Genomic DNA, 13,410 nt, shown 5'->3' with positions numbered 1-13,410 from the left:
ATATTCTGTAATATATATATAGGTATAACTTTTATAGGATTATGACCGTCAAATTCTTTTATTTTAGATTGTTGATTTTAGATTTTAGCTTTCTCATGAATCTTAATTCATTTCTATTAATATAAAATCTAAGCGCTAAAACTAAAAATTTAACCGCAAAGTTCACAAAGGTTTACGCAAAGTTCGCAAAGATTTAATGTAAGCTGAAAATTCAGTGCTATTTAAATATTTTAGATTCCCAAAAATTTCATAAAAGCACAAATAATCTGCAATCTAAAATCTAAAATCTAAAATTTCTCCTCTGCCATCTTGTCATATTGACTGTATTTACGCTATCTTTGCACTTTGAAATTTTACAATGGAAAAGATTATTGAAGAAAGTAAACAGGGCGAAAGTCTTGTTTTAGAAAATAAACCTGAGAATACTAAAAAACTATTTATAGAAAGTTACGGTTGTGCGATGAATTTTTCGGACAGTGAAGTCGTAGCTTCCATTTTATCTGAAGGCGGGTATAATACAACTTCGGTTTTAGAAGAAGCTGATTTGGTTTTGGTTAACACGTGCTCAATTCGTGATAAAGCAGAACAAACTATTCGTAAGCGTCTTGAAAAATACAATGCGGTAAAACGTACGAACCCGAAAATGAAAGTAGGCGTTTTGGGCTGTATGGCAGAGCGTTTGAAAAGTCAGTTTTTAGAAGAAGAAAAAATAGTTGACCTTGTTGTTGGCCCTGATGCTTACAAAGATCTTCCGAATTTATTGGCGGAAGTTGAAGAAGGCCGTGACGCCATTAATGTAATTTTATCGAAAGAAGAAACTTACGGAGATATTTCGCCGGTTCGTTTGATGAGTAACGGAATTACTGCTTTGGTTTCTATTACTCGTGGCTGCGATAATATGTGTACATTTTGCGTTGTGCCTTTTACACGCGGACGCGAACGCAGCCGTGAACCTCAAAGTATTATGACCGAAATTCAGGATTTATGGAGCAAAGGTTTTAAGGAAATTACACTTTTAGGTCAAAATGTTGACAGTTACCTTTGGTACGGCGGCGGTTTGAAAAAAGATTTCGTGAACGCTTCAGATATGCAAAAAGCGACTGCAGTTGATTTTGATCAATTGTTGGAAATGGTTGCTGTTGGATTCCCTAAAATGCGTATCAGATTTTCGACTTCAAATCCGCAGGATATGCATGAAAGTATTCTGCATGTTATTGCAAAATATCCAAATATTTGTAAACACATTCACTTGCCGGTTCAATCTGGAAGTAACCGAATTTTGAAAGAAATGAATCGTTTGCACTCTCGTGAAGAATATATGGCTTTGATTGATAAAATTAGAGCAATTGTTCCGGATGCTTCGATTTCGCAGGATATGATTGCCGGTTTCCCAACAGAAACGGAGCAAGATCATCAAGATACGATGAGTTTAATGGAATATGTAAAATATAATTTTGGTTATATGTATTCGTATTCTGAACGACCAGGAACTTTGGCCGGACGAAAAATGAAAGATGATGTCGAGGAAGAAACGAAAGCCAGAAGACTTCAGGAAATTGTCGATTTACAGCAAAAACATGCTTGGTTTAGAAGTGAGGAATTTGTTGGAAAAACAGTTGAAGTTTTAGTAGAAAAAGTTTCTAAAAAATCAAAAGATGAATTTTCAGGAAGAAACTCTCAAAGTATTACGGTTGTTTTCCCTAAAGAGAATTATAAAATTGGTGATTTTGTAAACGTGAAAATCACAAGCTGCACGAGCGGAACATTAAAAGGTGAAGCTATTGGTTTGAGTGAAATGAATTAAGTTAGTTTGCCACGAATTACACAAATTTACACGAATTTTCTTTCATTTATTTCATGATTCAATAAATTTGCTTGAAAAAGTAAATTATGGAATTATACAGAAAAGAAGAATATTTTAAAATTGTAGGCATTTGTATGGAAATTCATAGAATCCTTGGTGGAGGGCTTCTTGAAATTGTTTATAAAGATGCTTTAGAATATGAATTTAGAAAGCACAATATTCCGTTTGAACGCGAAAAGGAATACAGCATTCAATATAAAGACATTGTCTTAGCACATAAATTCTATGCTGATTTTGTTGTTTATGATGAAATTATTTTAGAGGTCAAAGCATCTAAAGAAATTATTGATGAACATACAGCTCAAACAATTAATTATTTAAAACTGGCAGATAGTGATTTAGGAATTATTATTAACTTTAATAAAAAGTCATTACAACATAAAAGAGTTATTCATTAAGCTCTTTTCAAAAAATTCGTGAAAATTCGTGAAATTCGTGGCAAAAGAAAAAAAATATAAGCCGGAGTTTAAACGTTAAAGGCAAAAGTGCAAACTTGAAACCTGAAACAAACAAAAACTTGAAACAAAATATACATGGAAACAGTTCAAGCAATAAAACAACGATTTGAGATTATTGGTAATGATCCAAAATTAAATCGTGCCATAGAAAAAGCCATTCAGGTTGCTCCAACTGATATTTCGGTTATGGTAACTGGGGAAAGTGGTGTTGGTAAAGAAAACATTCCTAGAATTATACATTCGCTTTCACACAGAAAGCATGGTAAATATATTGCAGTAAACTGTGGAGCGATTCCGGAGGGAACTATTGACAGTGAACTTTTTGGACACGAAAAAGGAGCTTTTACAGGCGCTACAAGTACACGTGAAGGTTATTTTGAAGTTGCTGACGGCGGAACTATCTTTCTTGATGAAGTGGGTGAATTGCCATTAACAACTCAGGTGAGATTACTGCGTGTTCTTGAAAATGGTGAATTTATAAAAGTAGGTTCGTCACAGGTTCAAAAAACCAATGTTCGTATTGTAGCAGCAACAAACGTAAACTTGTTTAATGCAATCGAAAAAGGAAAATTTCGTGAGGATTTATACTATCGTTTAACAACAGTCGAAATTACATTACCTCCTTTGCGTGAGCGAAATGACGATATTCATTTATTGTTCAGAAAATTTGTAGCCGATTTTGCCCATAAATACAAAATGCCTCCGTTAAAATTAGATGATGATGCGGTAAACGTACTTCAAAAATTTAGATGGAACGGAAACATTCGTCAGCTTCGAAATGTAGCTGAACAGATTTCGGTTTTAGAAACCAATCGCGATATTTCGGCTTCAACTTTATCCTCATATCTTCCATCAGAAGGAAGCAATTTACCATCTGTAATAAACGACACTAAGAAAGACAGCGATTTTAGTACTGAAAGAGATATTCTGTACAAAGTGCTTTTTGATATGAGAAGCGACTTAAACGATCTGAAAAAGCTGACTTTGGAATTGATGAAAAACGGCACTTCAAAAATGCAGGATATTAATCCGAATTTGATTCAGAAGATATACGGATCACAGGAAAATGACAGCGAAATTGATTTTGAAGAAGAACCAAGAACAGCTGTTATGACGCCAAACACCCGCGAAGAAAACTATCAGCAGATTCCCGATGATAATTATTTATTTGCCGAAACTATTGAGGAAGAAGAAATTCTGCGTTTAGAACAAAAAGAAATCGAAATGATCAAAAAATCATTAGAAAAAAACAAAGGAAAACGAAAAGCGGCTGCAGATGAATTAGGGATTTCTGAAAGAACTTTGTACCGAAAAATTAAACAATTCGACTTGTAATTTCCTGTAAAGAAGTTAAAACTCAAAAATGTTTTAAACGAATTGAATATCTTTGACCCAAACGTTAGCAAACTGGCGGAGTAATCTTATAAAATAAAATGAAACACTTAAAATATCTTCTAATTCTTTTAATTGCGACAACTTTTAGCGGTTGTGGATTTTACAATTTTACTGGTTCAACAGGGCAAATTGATGCTAAAACTTTTCAGGTTAACTTTTTCCATAATAATGCTGATTTGATTGAACCTGGAATTGATAGAGATTTTACACTGGCATTACAGGATTTAATTATGAATCAAACCAATTTAAACTTGGTTAGTAATGGCGGGGATTTAATATATGAAGGAGAAATTGTAGACTACAGAATTACGCCAATGACCGCAACAGCGGATCAGCAAGCGGCACAAAACCGTTTAACCATACGTATTAATGTAAGGTTTACCAATAAAAAGAAAGAAACTGACGATTTTGAGAAACCTTTTGAGTTTTACTATGATTTTGAAGGAAGAGATCTTCCAACAGGATCTACTTTAAATACAGCTATTAAAACGATTTACGAAAGGATCACACAGGATATCTTTAATGAATCATTGGCAAAATGGTAAAATGTTTATTTGTTGAATCGATTAAACGATTAATCGATTTTAAAGCAATTAAACAAATAAACGGTTAAACGAATAAACACAAAAAACGATTAAACAATAAAAAATGAACGTTACTGATTATACATACTTAATGAACAAACCTGATGCTATTACAGAAAATCAGGCAGAAGCATTAGGAAGTGTTTTGAATGAATTTCCATATTTTCAAAGTGCCAGAGCGCTTCGATTAAAAGGACTTTACAATCAAAACAGTTTTAAGTATAATTATGCATTAAAAGTAACGGCGGCACATACGGCAGATCGTTCGGTTTTGTTTGATTTTATAACTTCTGAAACTTTTACTTCTATTCAGAATGATTTTTACGATCAAAAGTTAAGAGAACTTTTAGAAATAAAAGTATTTGACAGCGAAGTCGTTACTTTTGAACCGGTTGTAAAAATTCCGGAAATTCGAATTGATCCAATCGAGCAATCAATTTTAAAATCGATTAAAGAAGCGACAACTGTTGTTTTTGAAGAGCCTTCTAAAATTGCAGAAAATAAACCCGAAGTTGTTATTGAAGAATCACCTTTAGCACAAACAGAAGAAATTGAATCTAATACTTTTGAAGAACCTGTAAAAGTTCAGGAACAAACAATTGAACATATTGCAGAGCCATCAATTGTAATTCCTACAGAAGAAGAAATACTTAGCACTTTTAAAGAAGTAACTGATGAAACAACTGAAGATTTAGTTACCGAAAAACCAATTGCTATTATTAATGAAGAAGAAATATTCAACTCTTTTAAAGAAGTAACTGAAGTTGAAGAAAAAACCATTGAGCCGGAACTTATAGAAGAACCAATCTCAGCATTTGAAGAAGAAAAAGCTGAAAGTTCTTTTAATGAGCCAGCTGAAATTGAAAATATAACTGTTGAAGCAATTGTTAATGAATCTGTTCTAACTCCAAGCGAGGAAGCGATATTGGATACTTTTAAAGAAGTAACAGAAACAGAAGAAGAAACTATTGAAGTTGAAACAGAACAAACTATTTTAACTCCAAGCGAAGAAGAAATACTAAATACCTTTAAAGAAGTACCAGAAGTTGAAGAAAAAACAGCTGATGCTATTATCGAAAAACCTGTTACAAAAATAACTTTCTTTGATGAAGTCGTAGAAGATGATGAAATTGAAGAAGTTCATGTTGATCCAATCGAGGAATCTATAATCGTTTCTATTAAAGAAGCATCAACCGTAACTTTTGAAGAACCAATAATTGCTGAAGAACCAAAAGCTGAAGCAGAACTGTTAGAATTTGAAGTTCCGGAAATTGAAGTTTCTGAATCTGTAAAAGAAGCAGAGGAGAATTTAGAAATAGGCAAACCTATAGATTTTGTACGTGAAAAACATTCTTTTCAGGAGTGGTTACAATTAGCTAAAGCAGAACCTATTGACAGAAGTTCAGATGCTCCAAAAGATGCAGAAACCGATGAAAAAAAAACAACTGAAGTGACTGAAATAGTTTCTGTTGAGGAAGAAAAGAAGAAAAAAGCAGAAATAATTGACCGTTTTATTGAAACAAACCCAAAAATTTCTCCAATAAAACCAACAATGGCTACTCCTCCTATTCAGTTTAATATTAATGAAGAGGAGAATTCATACTTAATGACAGAGACTTTGGCCCGTGTTTATTTGGAACAAAAAAAATATACAAAGGCCATACAAGCATATGAAATATTAATTTTGAAATATCCAGAAAAAATTAGTTTCTTTGCAGACCGCATTTCGGATATAAAGATTTTACAACAAAATAACAATAACATTTAATACAATGAGCACATTTTCAATTTTCTTAGTTTTAATCACAATAGTTTGCTTTCTATTGATCGTAGTAATTATGGTACAAAACCCTAAAGGTGGAGGATTATCTTCAACTATCAGCGGAACTCAAATGTTAGGCGGTGTACAAAAAACAACTGACTTTTTAGATAAAAGTACTTGGACACTAGCTACTATTTTGATTGCTTTAATCTTACTTTCAAGCTTAAGCTTCACTGGAGCTTTAGGTGATACAGGATCTAAAATTATTGATAAAACAGAAGCGCCTGCGTCTACGCCAGCTGCTCCAGCTCAACAAACTCCTGCTCCGGCAGCTCCTGCAGCAAAATAATAATTTTGATATAAATTAAAATGCCAGCCTGTCAAAGCTGGCATTTTTTTTAGGAAATAATGTCAGTTTACAGAGCATGGCACAATTTCTGAAAGTTTATTGAACATTAAAAAACGTATAACTTAATATAATATAAAATCATGGCTTTAAACATTAAACCGCTTTCAGACCGCGTACTTATTGAACCTGTTGCAGCTGAGACTAAAACTGCTTCAGGTATTTTTATTCCAGATACTGCCAAAGAAAAACCACAAAAAGGTACTGTAGTAGCAGTTGGAAACGGATCTAAAGATCATACTATGACTGTAAAAGTTGGTGATACAGTTTTGTACGGTAAATATGCCGGAACAGAATTGAAATTAGAAGGAACTGATTATTTGATCATGCGTGAGGATGATATTCTTGCAATAATTTAATTGCTGTAAGCTTTAAGCCGTAAGCTATAGGCTTCAATAAAAGCGTAAAGCCTATTGCCTAAAGCGTAAAGCCTCAAAAAAATGAGAGATTTTAAAAAGTATGATATTTGGCAGCTAAGCCATTCTTTTACCTTAGAGATTTATAAAATAACTTCTATTTTTCCAAAAGAAGAACTTTATGGATTAACAAGTCAGATAAGAAGAGCTTCTTCATCAATTCCAACTAACATTAGCGAAGGTTGTGGAAGAAACAGCGACAAAGAATTCAATCAATTTCTCAACATAGCTTTGGGTTCTGCCAGTGAAAGAGAATATCTATTGATTTTAGCTAAAGACCTGCAATACTTTAATAATGAAATTGCCGAAAGTCAAATAGAAAAAATCAACAGCATAAAAAGCAAAATTTACAAACTAAAACAAAAATTAATCCAGCAGTAGAAAGCGTAAAGCTTAAAGCCTACTGCCTAAAGCAAATAAAAAAATGGCAAAAGATATAAAATTTGATATTGAAGCACGTGACGGATTAAAACGTGGTGTTGATGCATTAGCAAATGCTGTAAAAGTAACGCTTGGACCAAAAGGTCGTAACGTAATTATTGGAAAATCATTTGGTGGACCAACTGTTACTAAAGATGGTGTTTCGGTTGCAAAAGAAATCGAATTAAAAGACCCATTAGAAAATATGGGCGCACAAATGGTTAAAGAAGTTGCTTCTAAAACCAATGATTTAGCGGGTGACGGAACTACAACTGCTACAGTTTTAGCTCAGGCAATCGTAAAAGAAGGTCTTAAAAACGTTGCCGCAGGTGCAAATCCAATGGACTTGAAACGTGGTATCGATAAAGCTGTTGAGGCTATCGTTGCTGACTTAGCAAAACAAGCTAAAGTTGTTGGAAGTGATTCTGATAAAATCAAACAAATTGCTTCTATCTCTGCAAACAATGACGAAGTTATTGGCGAATTAATCGCTACTGCTTTCGCAAAAGTTGGAAAAGAAGGAGTTATTACTGTTGAAGAAGCTAAAGGAACTGATACTTTTGTTGACGTTGTTGAAGGAATGCAGTTTGACAGAGGATACCTTTCTCCTTACTTCGTAACTAATCCAGAGAAAATGGAAGTTGAATTAGACTCTCCATACATCTTATTATACGACAAAAAAGTATCTTCTTTAAAAGAATTACTACCTGTTTTAGAGCCAGTTGCACAATCAGGAAAACCATTATTAATTATCGCTGAAGATGTTGACGGAGAAGCTCTTTCTACTTTAGTAGTAAACAAATTAAGAGGTGCTCTTAAAATTGCTGCTGTAAAAGCTCCTGGTTTTGGAGACAGAAGAAAAGCAATGTTAGAAGATATCGCAATCTTAACTGGTGGAACTGTAATTTCTGAAGAAAGAGGTTATACACTTGAAAATACAACTATCGAAATGTTAGGAAACGCAAAAAGAGTTTCTATCGATAAAGACAATACAACTATCGTAAGTGGCGCTGGTGAAGCTGACATTATCAAAAATAGAGTAAATCAAATTAAAGGTCAGATGGAAACTACAACATCTGATTATGATAAAGAAAAACTACAAGAGCGTTTGGCTAAATTAGCTGGAGGTGTTGCGGTTCTTTATGTTGGTGCAGCTTCTGAAGTTGAAATGAAAGAGAAAAAAGACAGAGTTGATGATGCATTACACGCAACTCGCGCTGCTGTTGAAGAAGGAATTGTTGCTGGTGGTGGTGTTGCTTTATTAAGAGCAAAAGCTGTTTTAGCTGAGCTTAAAGCAGATAACGCTGACGAAGCAACTGGAATCCAGATTGTTTCTCGTGCAGTTGAATCTCCATTAAGAACTATTGTTGAAAATGCAGGTCTTGAAGGTTCTGTTGTTGTTGCTAAAGTTTCTGAAGGTTCAGGTGATTTTGGATACAACGCTAAAACTGACGAATATGTAGATATGCTTACAGCTGGAATTATCGATCCTAAAAAAGTAACTCGTGTAGCTCTTGAAAACGCTGCATCTGTTTCTGGAATGATCTTAACTACAGAATGTGCATTAATTGATATTAAAGAAGAAAGCGCTGGCGGAATGCCAATGGGTGGCGGTATGCCAGGAATGATGTAATCGTTCTTTTCTTAAAACTTAAAACGCCAGATATTTATCTGGCGTTTTTTTTGTTTTTGTTTGCCACGAATTAAACGAATTTTTACGAATTATTTTTTTTAGCCACAGATTAAAAGGATTAAAAAGATTATAATCTGTGAGAATCCTTTTAATCTGTGGCAAACTTTTTTTACACAAAGCATTCGTGAAAATTCGTGTAATTCGTGGTAAACCTCTTTTTAAATTTATAATTGTTTAACATTCTGTTTTTGCTCTTAAAGTCGGTTATAGGTAAATTTGTGAATTCAATAAAATTCAATAATGAAAAAGCATTTTACCTCATTCGTATCTTTAATTTTTCTTTCACTTTCTTTTGTTTTACAAGCCCAATCTAATAAAGACGCTTATGTAGTTTTAGTCTCTATGGATGGATTCCGCTGGGATTATCAAAAGCAATTTAATCTTCAAAATTTAAAGCAAATTGCAAAAGAAGGCGTTCATGCAAAATCAATGAAACCTTCTTACCCAAGTAAAACTTTCCCCAATCATTATTCTATTGTAACGGGACTTTATCCCGATCATCACGGAATCATTAATAATGTTTTTTATGATGCATCACTAAATGAATCTTTTTCATTGTCATCCAAAGCAAAAAATGATTCTCGTTTTTATGGTGGAAATCCCATTTGGAATGTAGCTGAGCAGCAAGGTGTAAAAGCGGCATCATTCTTCTGGCCAGGTTCTGATATTGACAAAAGAAATCCAAGTTATTATAAAAATTACGATAATAAAATTCCGTATGGAGCGAGAATCGATACCGTTTTAAAATGGTTACAGCTTCCGGAGAAACAACGTCCGCATTTGGTTACTTTATACTTTGACGAACCAGATCATACCGGACATAATTTTGGTCCGCTTTCTCCTGAAAACAAAAAAATGGTTATCAAAATGGATTCTATTATGGGAGAATTGTCTAAAAAACTAGATCAATTAGCCATCGGAAAACAAATCAATTTAATTATCGTATCAGATCACGGAATGGCCGATATCAGCAATGATAAAAAGGTAGCTGTTCTGGATTATCTAAAACCGAAATGGCTGGGTTACAAAGATGTAATTAATCCAATTATGAGCCTTCAGGCAAAATCGGGTTTTCAGGATTCGATTGCAAACGCTCTAAAAAAAGTACCGCATATCAAGTTTTGGAAATCAACCGAAGTTCCGAAGAGATTACATTACGGAACAAATCCGCGTGTACATGATTTTGTTATTGAAGCAGATAAGGGATGGAGTTTAGTTGGTAAAGAAAGTACACACATAAATGGCGGCACACATGGCTATGACAATGATGAGAAAGATATGCATGCTATTTTTTATGGAAAAGGTCCTGCTTTTAAAATTGACAAAACAGTACAAACATTTCAAAACGTTTCGGTTTATCCTTTAATCGCACATATTTTAGGTTTGCAAATTGGCCAAATTGATGGAAAATTCAGTGAAGTAAAAAACATGCTGAAAAACTAATTATAACCACAACAGAAAAGCCTCATAGAAATCCTATGAGGCTTTTTTTGATTATTTTCTCCCCCAGACAACAAAAGCCGCCAAAATAGCCAGAAAGACATTAATGCCAATTTGAGAAGCTTCTCCTCTGCAGATATGAAAAATACTTGCACTAAACATAAGAGCAATTGTTCCAATAGACGTTAACCATACAAGTTTAGGTTTTTGAATAAATGATGGAATTATAATCCCTATTCCGGCCAGTAAATCAATTATTCCCGTTCCTTTTACCAATGCAACAGGAACTTCACCTGCCCAAGGCCACATCATGGATAATTCTTTTATTGAAAGAAATAATTTCATTGATGCTCCCCAAATGAAACATACAGATAAGATAATCTGTGACGTCCAAAGCATAATAAGAACCGTTTTTGAATGTGGTTGTTTTTCCATTTTGAGATAAATTATAAATTAAGATCTCAAAAATATTTATATTTACTTCCTTATTTACAGTACTTCCACTTTGGATAGTGCTATCCAAAGTGGAAGTGGTATAATTATAAAATAAACTAAAATGCTAATTAAAGGCGGCTGTCCAAAAACAGCACTTTCAATCAAAGATGCTTTAGAAGCACTGGAAGGAAGATGGAAATTATTAATCCTGTTTTCTCTTTCAGCAGAAAATAAACGCTTCAATGAAATATCGAAAGCTGTTACGGGAATAACTGATAAAACGTTATCCAAAGAGCTGAAAAGCCTCGAAAGCAATCAACTGATAAAAAGGACAGTTTACGATACTTTCCCGCCAACTATTGAATACTCTATTACAGAACATGGAAAATCTTTAGAAAATGTTCTAAATGAATTGCATTACTGGGGACTTCTACACCGACAAAAAATGCTGGGCTAAAATCTTTTTTAAAAACCAGTTGATACAGAAACTGATTTCCATTTTTCCAATTCACCCTGAACACTTGCTATTTTTTGATTTGCCATATTGTAGGCATCCTCTCCTAAAAACAAATGTAACGGTGGGTTTTGGTCCTGACTTGCTTTAATTAATGCTTCTGCTAATTTTACAGGATCTCCTGGCTGATTTCCGTTGATATCGTCTTTGTGAGCGCTTTCAGATTCTCTAACGTTTTTGTATTCTGCAATTGGATTTTCCGGCAATAATAAAGAACTGTCTTTTAAGAAATCTGTTCTAAAATAGCCTGGATAAACGATAGTAGCGTGAACTCCAAAAGGCTTAATTTCTGCAGATAAAGATTCTGTTAAACCAGCAACAGCGAACTTTGTAGAACAGTAAATTCCCCAGCCCGGAAATTCTCCGTAATAACCTCCAACAGAAGAAATATTAAAAATATGTCCCGATCTTGCAGCACGCATATACGGCATTGTATTTCTGATCACATTCAATAATCCGAAAACATTTACTTCGTAATTTTTTCTTGATTCTGCATCAGTTAATTCTTCTAATGTTCCTAATAAACCATAACCTGCATTGTTTACTAAAACATCAATTGTTTTAAAATGGCTGACAGCTAATTCAATTGCATTTTTAACGCTTTTCTCATTAACTAAATCCATTTCCAGAGGAAGAAAATTATCTGATGGATTTCCTAATACTTTCACTAAAGCTTCCTGACTTCTTGATGTTGCAGCAACTTTGAAACCTTCTGCTAATAATTTTTTAGCTAATTCTAATCCAAGCCCTTTTGAAGCACCTGTGATAAACCAAACTTTGTTATGTCCCATGATTTTAAATTTTTACGTTTTAATTACAGGACAAAGGTATTGGCGAAATGCTTCTGAAACATTAAACTAATCAAGCAAGAAGTTACGAAAATCAAACAATTTCGGCTAAACGATAGTTTTTAGGTGAAACCTGAACATTTTTTTTGAAGAAATTGATAAAATGTGACAATTCTTCGAAGCCTAAGCACCATGCAATTTCATTAATATTCCAATTGGTTTGTTTGAGCAGTATCATCGCTTCCTGAACAATTCTTTCCGAAATAATCTGCGAAGTTGTTTTTCCGGTAGTTTCTTTTAATGCTTTATTCAAATGATTCACATGCACATTTAACTGACTTGCATATTCTGAAGGTGAACGAAAATTAACCTGTTGTGTAATCGATTCAATCGGAAACTGGCGTTCCAGTAATTCTAGAAACAATGAAGAAATTCGGATTGTGGCGTTTGATTTACTATATAATGAAGTAGTTACGGTTTGGGTTTTGAGTGCGAGATGAATAATTTCGAAAACCAAGTTTCGGAGCACATCATATTTAAAAGCGTAATCAGAATTGATTTCGTCAAACATTCTTAAATAAACCGTTTTTAAAGATTCGGCCAATTCTATCGAAATCGGAACAATCGGATTTCCTCCGGGTTGAAACAATGGATATTCTTTTAAATTACCATATTGACTAAAAAAGGCATCGGTAAAAATGCAGAAAAAACCGGTTTGGTTTTCATCAACCTGTTCCCAGTTATACGGAATTTGCGGATTAGCAAAAAATAAAGCCTGATCTTCAATAACCGCGATCTTATCTGCATAGTGCACTTTGTTTTTGCCGATGATCAAACTGATTTTATAAAAGTCTTTCCGAGTATACGGAAATGGTTTACAGATACTTCCAACAAAATCATCCAATTTAAAAACATTAAAATGTCCGATTTCTTTTTTAAGATTTTCGGGCATTCCGTTTACTTTTATCGTGTAAAAATCTTCTAAGGTTTCTGTTAGTTTCATTTTGCAAAGTTACGAAAATCAAACAAATTAGAAAATATGATAATTAACGAATCGTGTGTCACCCTGAGCGAAGTCGAAGGGCGCTCCAATTAGCACGTGGGCTTCGACTTCGCTCAGCCTGACAATCTTTAGATAATTTTTGATAATTAGATAATGATTTACACAATGCATATCTGTAGAGGCGCATAGCAGTGCGTCTACGTCTCGTATATCAAACATTGTGGTTACGTGC

The 13,410-nt window shown here is 33.8% G+C and carries 14 protein-coding genes; 11 read left to right on the top strand and 3 right to left on the bottom strand.

Features of this window, described 5'->3' with window-relative positions; genetic code table 11:
• Positions 1 to 358: 358 nt before the first annotated feature.
• The 10 genes from miaB (at position 359) to J2Y38_RS23330 (ending at position 10,441) form a co-directional block, all read left to right on the top strand.
• The gene (miaB, locus tag J2Y38_RS23375; RefSeq protein WP_309847514.1) at positions 359 to 1,804 is read left to right on the top strand and encodes a tRNA (N6-isopentenyl adenosine(37)-C2)-methylthiotransferase MiaB; all 1,446 of its coding nucleotides are present in this window, start codon (positions 359 to 361) and stop codon (positions 1,802 to 1,804) included.
• Positions 1,805 to 1,890: 86 nt separating this feature from the next.
• Entirely contained in the window at positions 1,891 to 2,262 is a 372-nt protein-coding gene (locus tag J2Y38_RS23370) for a GxxExxY protein (RefSeq protein ID WP_180860016.1), read from the top strand.
• A gap of 135 nt (positions 2,263 to 2,397) precedes the next feature.
• Positions 2,398 to 3,657 (top strand): sigma-54-dependent Fis family transcriptional regulator, encoded by a 1,260-nt coding sequence (locus J2Y38_RS23365; protein ID WP_073488816.1) that lies wholly within the window; start codon positions 2,398 to 2,400, stop codon positions 3,655 to 3,657.
• A 98-nt stretch (positions 3,658 to 3,755) separates the two neighbouring features.
• Positions 3,756 to 4,262: an LptE family protein gene (locus tag J2Y38_RS23360; RefSeq protein WP_073488818.1), complete on the top strand. Its 507-nt coding sequence runs from the start codon at positions 3,756 to 3,758 to the stop codon at positions 4,260 to 4,262.
• 103 nt (positions 4,263 to 4,365) lie between these two features.
• On the top strand, positions 4,366 to 6,069 hold the full coding sequence (locus J2Y38_RS23355; protein WP_309847506.1) for a hypothetical protein: 1,704 nt from the start codon (positions 4,366 to 4,368) through the stop codon (positions 6,067 to 6,069).
• Between the two features lie 4 nt (positions 6,070 to 6,073).
• Positions 6,074 to 6,412 (top strand): preprotein translocase subunit SecG, encoded by a 339-nt coding sequence (gene secG / locus J2Y38_RS23350; RefSeq protein WP_073488821.1) that lies wholly within the window; start codon positions 6,074 to 6,076, stop codon positions 6,410 to 6,412.
• A gap of 140 nt (positions 6,413 to 6,552) precedes the next feature.
• Positions 6,553 to 6,828 carry a co-chaperone GroES gene (gene groES, locus J2Y38_RS23345; protein WP_012023920.1) on the top strand — a complete coding sequence of 92 codons (276 nt, stop codon included), beginning with the start codon at positions 6,553 to 6,555 and terminating at the stop codon, positions 6,826 to 6,828.
• 81 nt (positions 6,829 to 6,909) lie between these two features.
• On the top strand, positions 6,910 to 7,266 hold the full coding sequence (locus J2Y38_RS23340; protein ID WP_309847487.1) for a four helix bundle protein: 357 nt from the start codon (positions 6,910 to 6,912) through the stop codon (positions 7,264 to 7,266).
• Positions 7,267 to 7,309: 43 nt separating this feature from the next.
• Positions 7,310 to 8,938, top strand: coding sequence for a chaperonin GroEL (groL, locus tag J2Y38_RS23335; RefSeq protein ID WP_309847484.1), 1,629 nt, complete (start codon positions 7,310 to 7,312; stop codon positions 8,936 to 8,938).
• Between the two features lie 300 nt (positions 8,939 to 9,238).
• The gene (locus tag J2Y38_RS23330) at positions 9,239 to 10,441 is read left to right on the top strand and encodes an ectonucleotide pyrophosphatase/phosphodiesterase (protein ID WP_309847482.1); all 1,203 of its coding nucleotides are present in this window, start codon (positions 9,239 to 9,241) and stop codon (positions 10,439 to 10,441) included.
• A gap of 51 nt (positions 10,442 to 10,492) precedes the next feature.
• Here the strand turns inward: J2Y38_RS23330 and J2Y38_RS23325 are convergent, their stop codons facing one another.
• Entirely contained in the window at positions 10,493 to 10,873 is a 381-nt protein-coding gene (locus J2Y38_RS23325; RefSeq protein ID WP_309847480.1) for a DoxX family protein, read from the bottom strand.
• Positions 10,874 to 10,994: 121 nt separating this feature from the next.
• On the opposite strand from J2Y38_RS23325, the gene J2Y38_RS23320 reads away from it, so the two are divergent.
• A complete protein-coding gene (locus J2Y38_RS23320) occupies positions 10,995 to 11,330 on the top strand; it encodes a helix-turn-helix domain-containing protein (RefSeq protein ID WP_053470640.1) in 336 nt (111 codons plus the stop codon).
• Positions 11,331 to 11,338: 8 nt separating this feature from the next.
• Here the strand turns inward: J2Y38_RS23320 and J2Y38_RS23315 are convergent, their stop codons facing one another.
• The gene (locus J2Y38_RS23315; RefSeq protein ID WP_309847477.1) at positions 11,339 to 12,178 is read right to left on the bottom strand and encodes an oxidoreductase; all 840 of its coding nucleotides are present in this window, start codon (positions 12,176 to 12,178) and stop codon (positions 11,339 to 11,341) included.
• 91 nt (positions 12,179 to 12,269) lie between these two features.
• Positions 12,270 to 13,178, bottom strand: a complete 909-nt coding sequence (locus J2Y38_RS23310; RefSeq protein ID WP_309847474.1) for a helix-turn-helix transcriptional regulator — start codon at positions 13,176 to 13,178, stop codon at positions 12,270 to 12,272.
• Positions 13,179 to 13,410 lie beyond the last annotated feature (232 nt).

This window comes from Flavobacterium sp. 2755, from assembly GCF_031455715.1.
Lineage (GTDB): Bacteria > Bacteroidota > Bacteroidia > Flavobacteriales > Flavobacteriaceae > Flavobacterium.
The sequence above is the reverse complement of the archived record's forward strand: the minus strand, read 5'-3'. Positions and strand labels throughout refer to the sequence as shown.

Bases quoted from the DNA above. Each gene is read 5' to 3' on its own strand.
- secG (WP_073488821.1), top strand. From the start codon at position 6,074: ATGAGCACATTTTCAATTTTCTTAGTTTTAATCACAATAGTTTGCTTT.
- groES (WP_012023920.1), top strand. From the start codon at position 6,553: ATGGCTTTAAACATTAAACCGCTTTCAGACCGCGTACTTATTGAACCT.
- J2Y38_RS23320 (WP_053470640.1), top strand. From the start codon at position 10,995: ATGCTAATTAAAGGCGGCTGTCCAAAAACAGCACTTTCAATCAAAGAT.
- J2Y38_RS23315 (WP_309847477.1), bottom strand. From the start codon at position 12,178: ATGGGACATAACAAAGTTTGGTTTATCACAGGTGCTTCAAAAGGGCTT.
- miaB (WP_309847514.1), top strand. From the start codon at position 359: ATGGAAAAGATTATTGAAGAAAGTAAACAGGGCGAAAGTCTTGTTTTA.
- J2Y38_RS23360 (WP_073488818.1), top strand. From the start codon at position 3,756: ATGAAACACTTAAAATATCTTCTAATTCTTTTAATTGCGACAACTTTT.
- J2Y38_RS23370 (WP_180860016.1), top strand. From the start codon at position 1,891: ATGGAATTATACAGAAAAGAAGAATATTTTAAAATTGTAGGCATTTGT.
- J2Y38_RS23355 (WP_309847506.1), top strand. From the start codon at position 4,366: ATGAACGTTACTGATTATACATACTTAATGAACAAACCTGATGCTATT.
- J2Y38_RS23340 (WP_309847487.1), top strand. From the start codon at position 6,910: ATGAGAGATTTTAAAAAGTATGATATTTGGCAGCTAAGCCATTCTTTT.
- J2Y38_RS23310 (WP_309847474.1), bottom strand. From the start codon at position 13,178: ATGAAACTAACAGAAACCTTAGAAGATTTTTACACGATAAAAGTAAAC.
- groL (WP_309847484.1), top strand. From the start codon at position 7,310: ATGGCAAAAGATATAAAATTTGATATTGAAGCACGTGACGGATTAAAA.
- J2Y38_RS23365 (WP_073488816.1), top strand. From the start codon at position 2,398: ATGGAAACAGTTCAAGCAATAAAACAACGATTTGAGATTATTGGTAAT.
- J2Y38_RS23330 (WP_309847482.1), top strand. From the start codon at position 9,239: ATGAAAAAGCATTTTACCTCATTCGTATCTTTAATTTTTCTTTCACTT.
- J2Y38_RS23325 (WP_309847480.1), bottom strand. From the start codon at position 10,873: ATGGAAAAACAACCACATTCAAAAACGGTTCTTATTATGCTTTGGACG.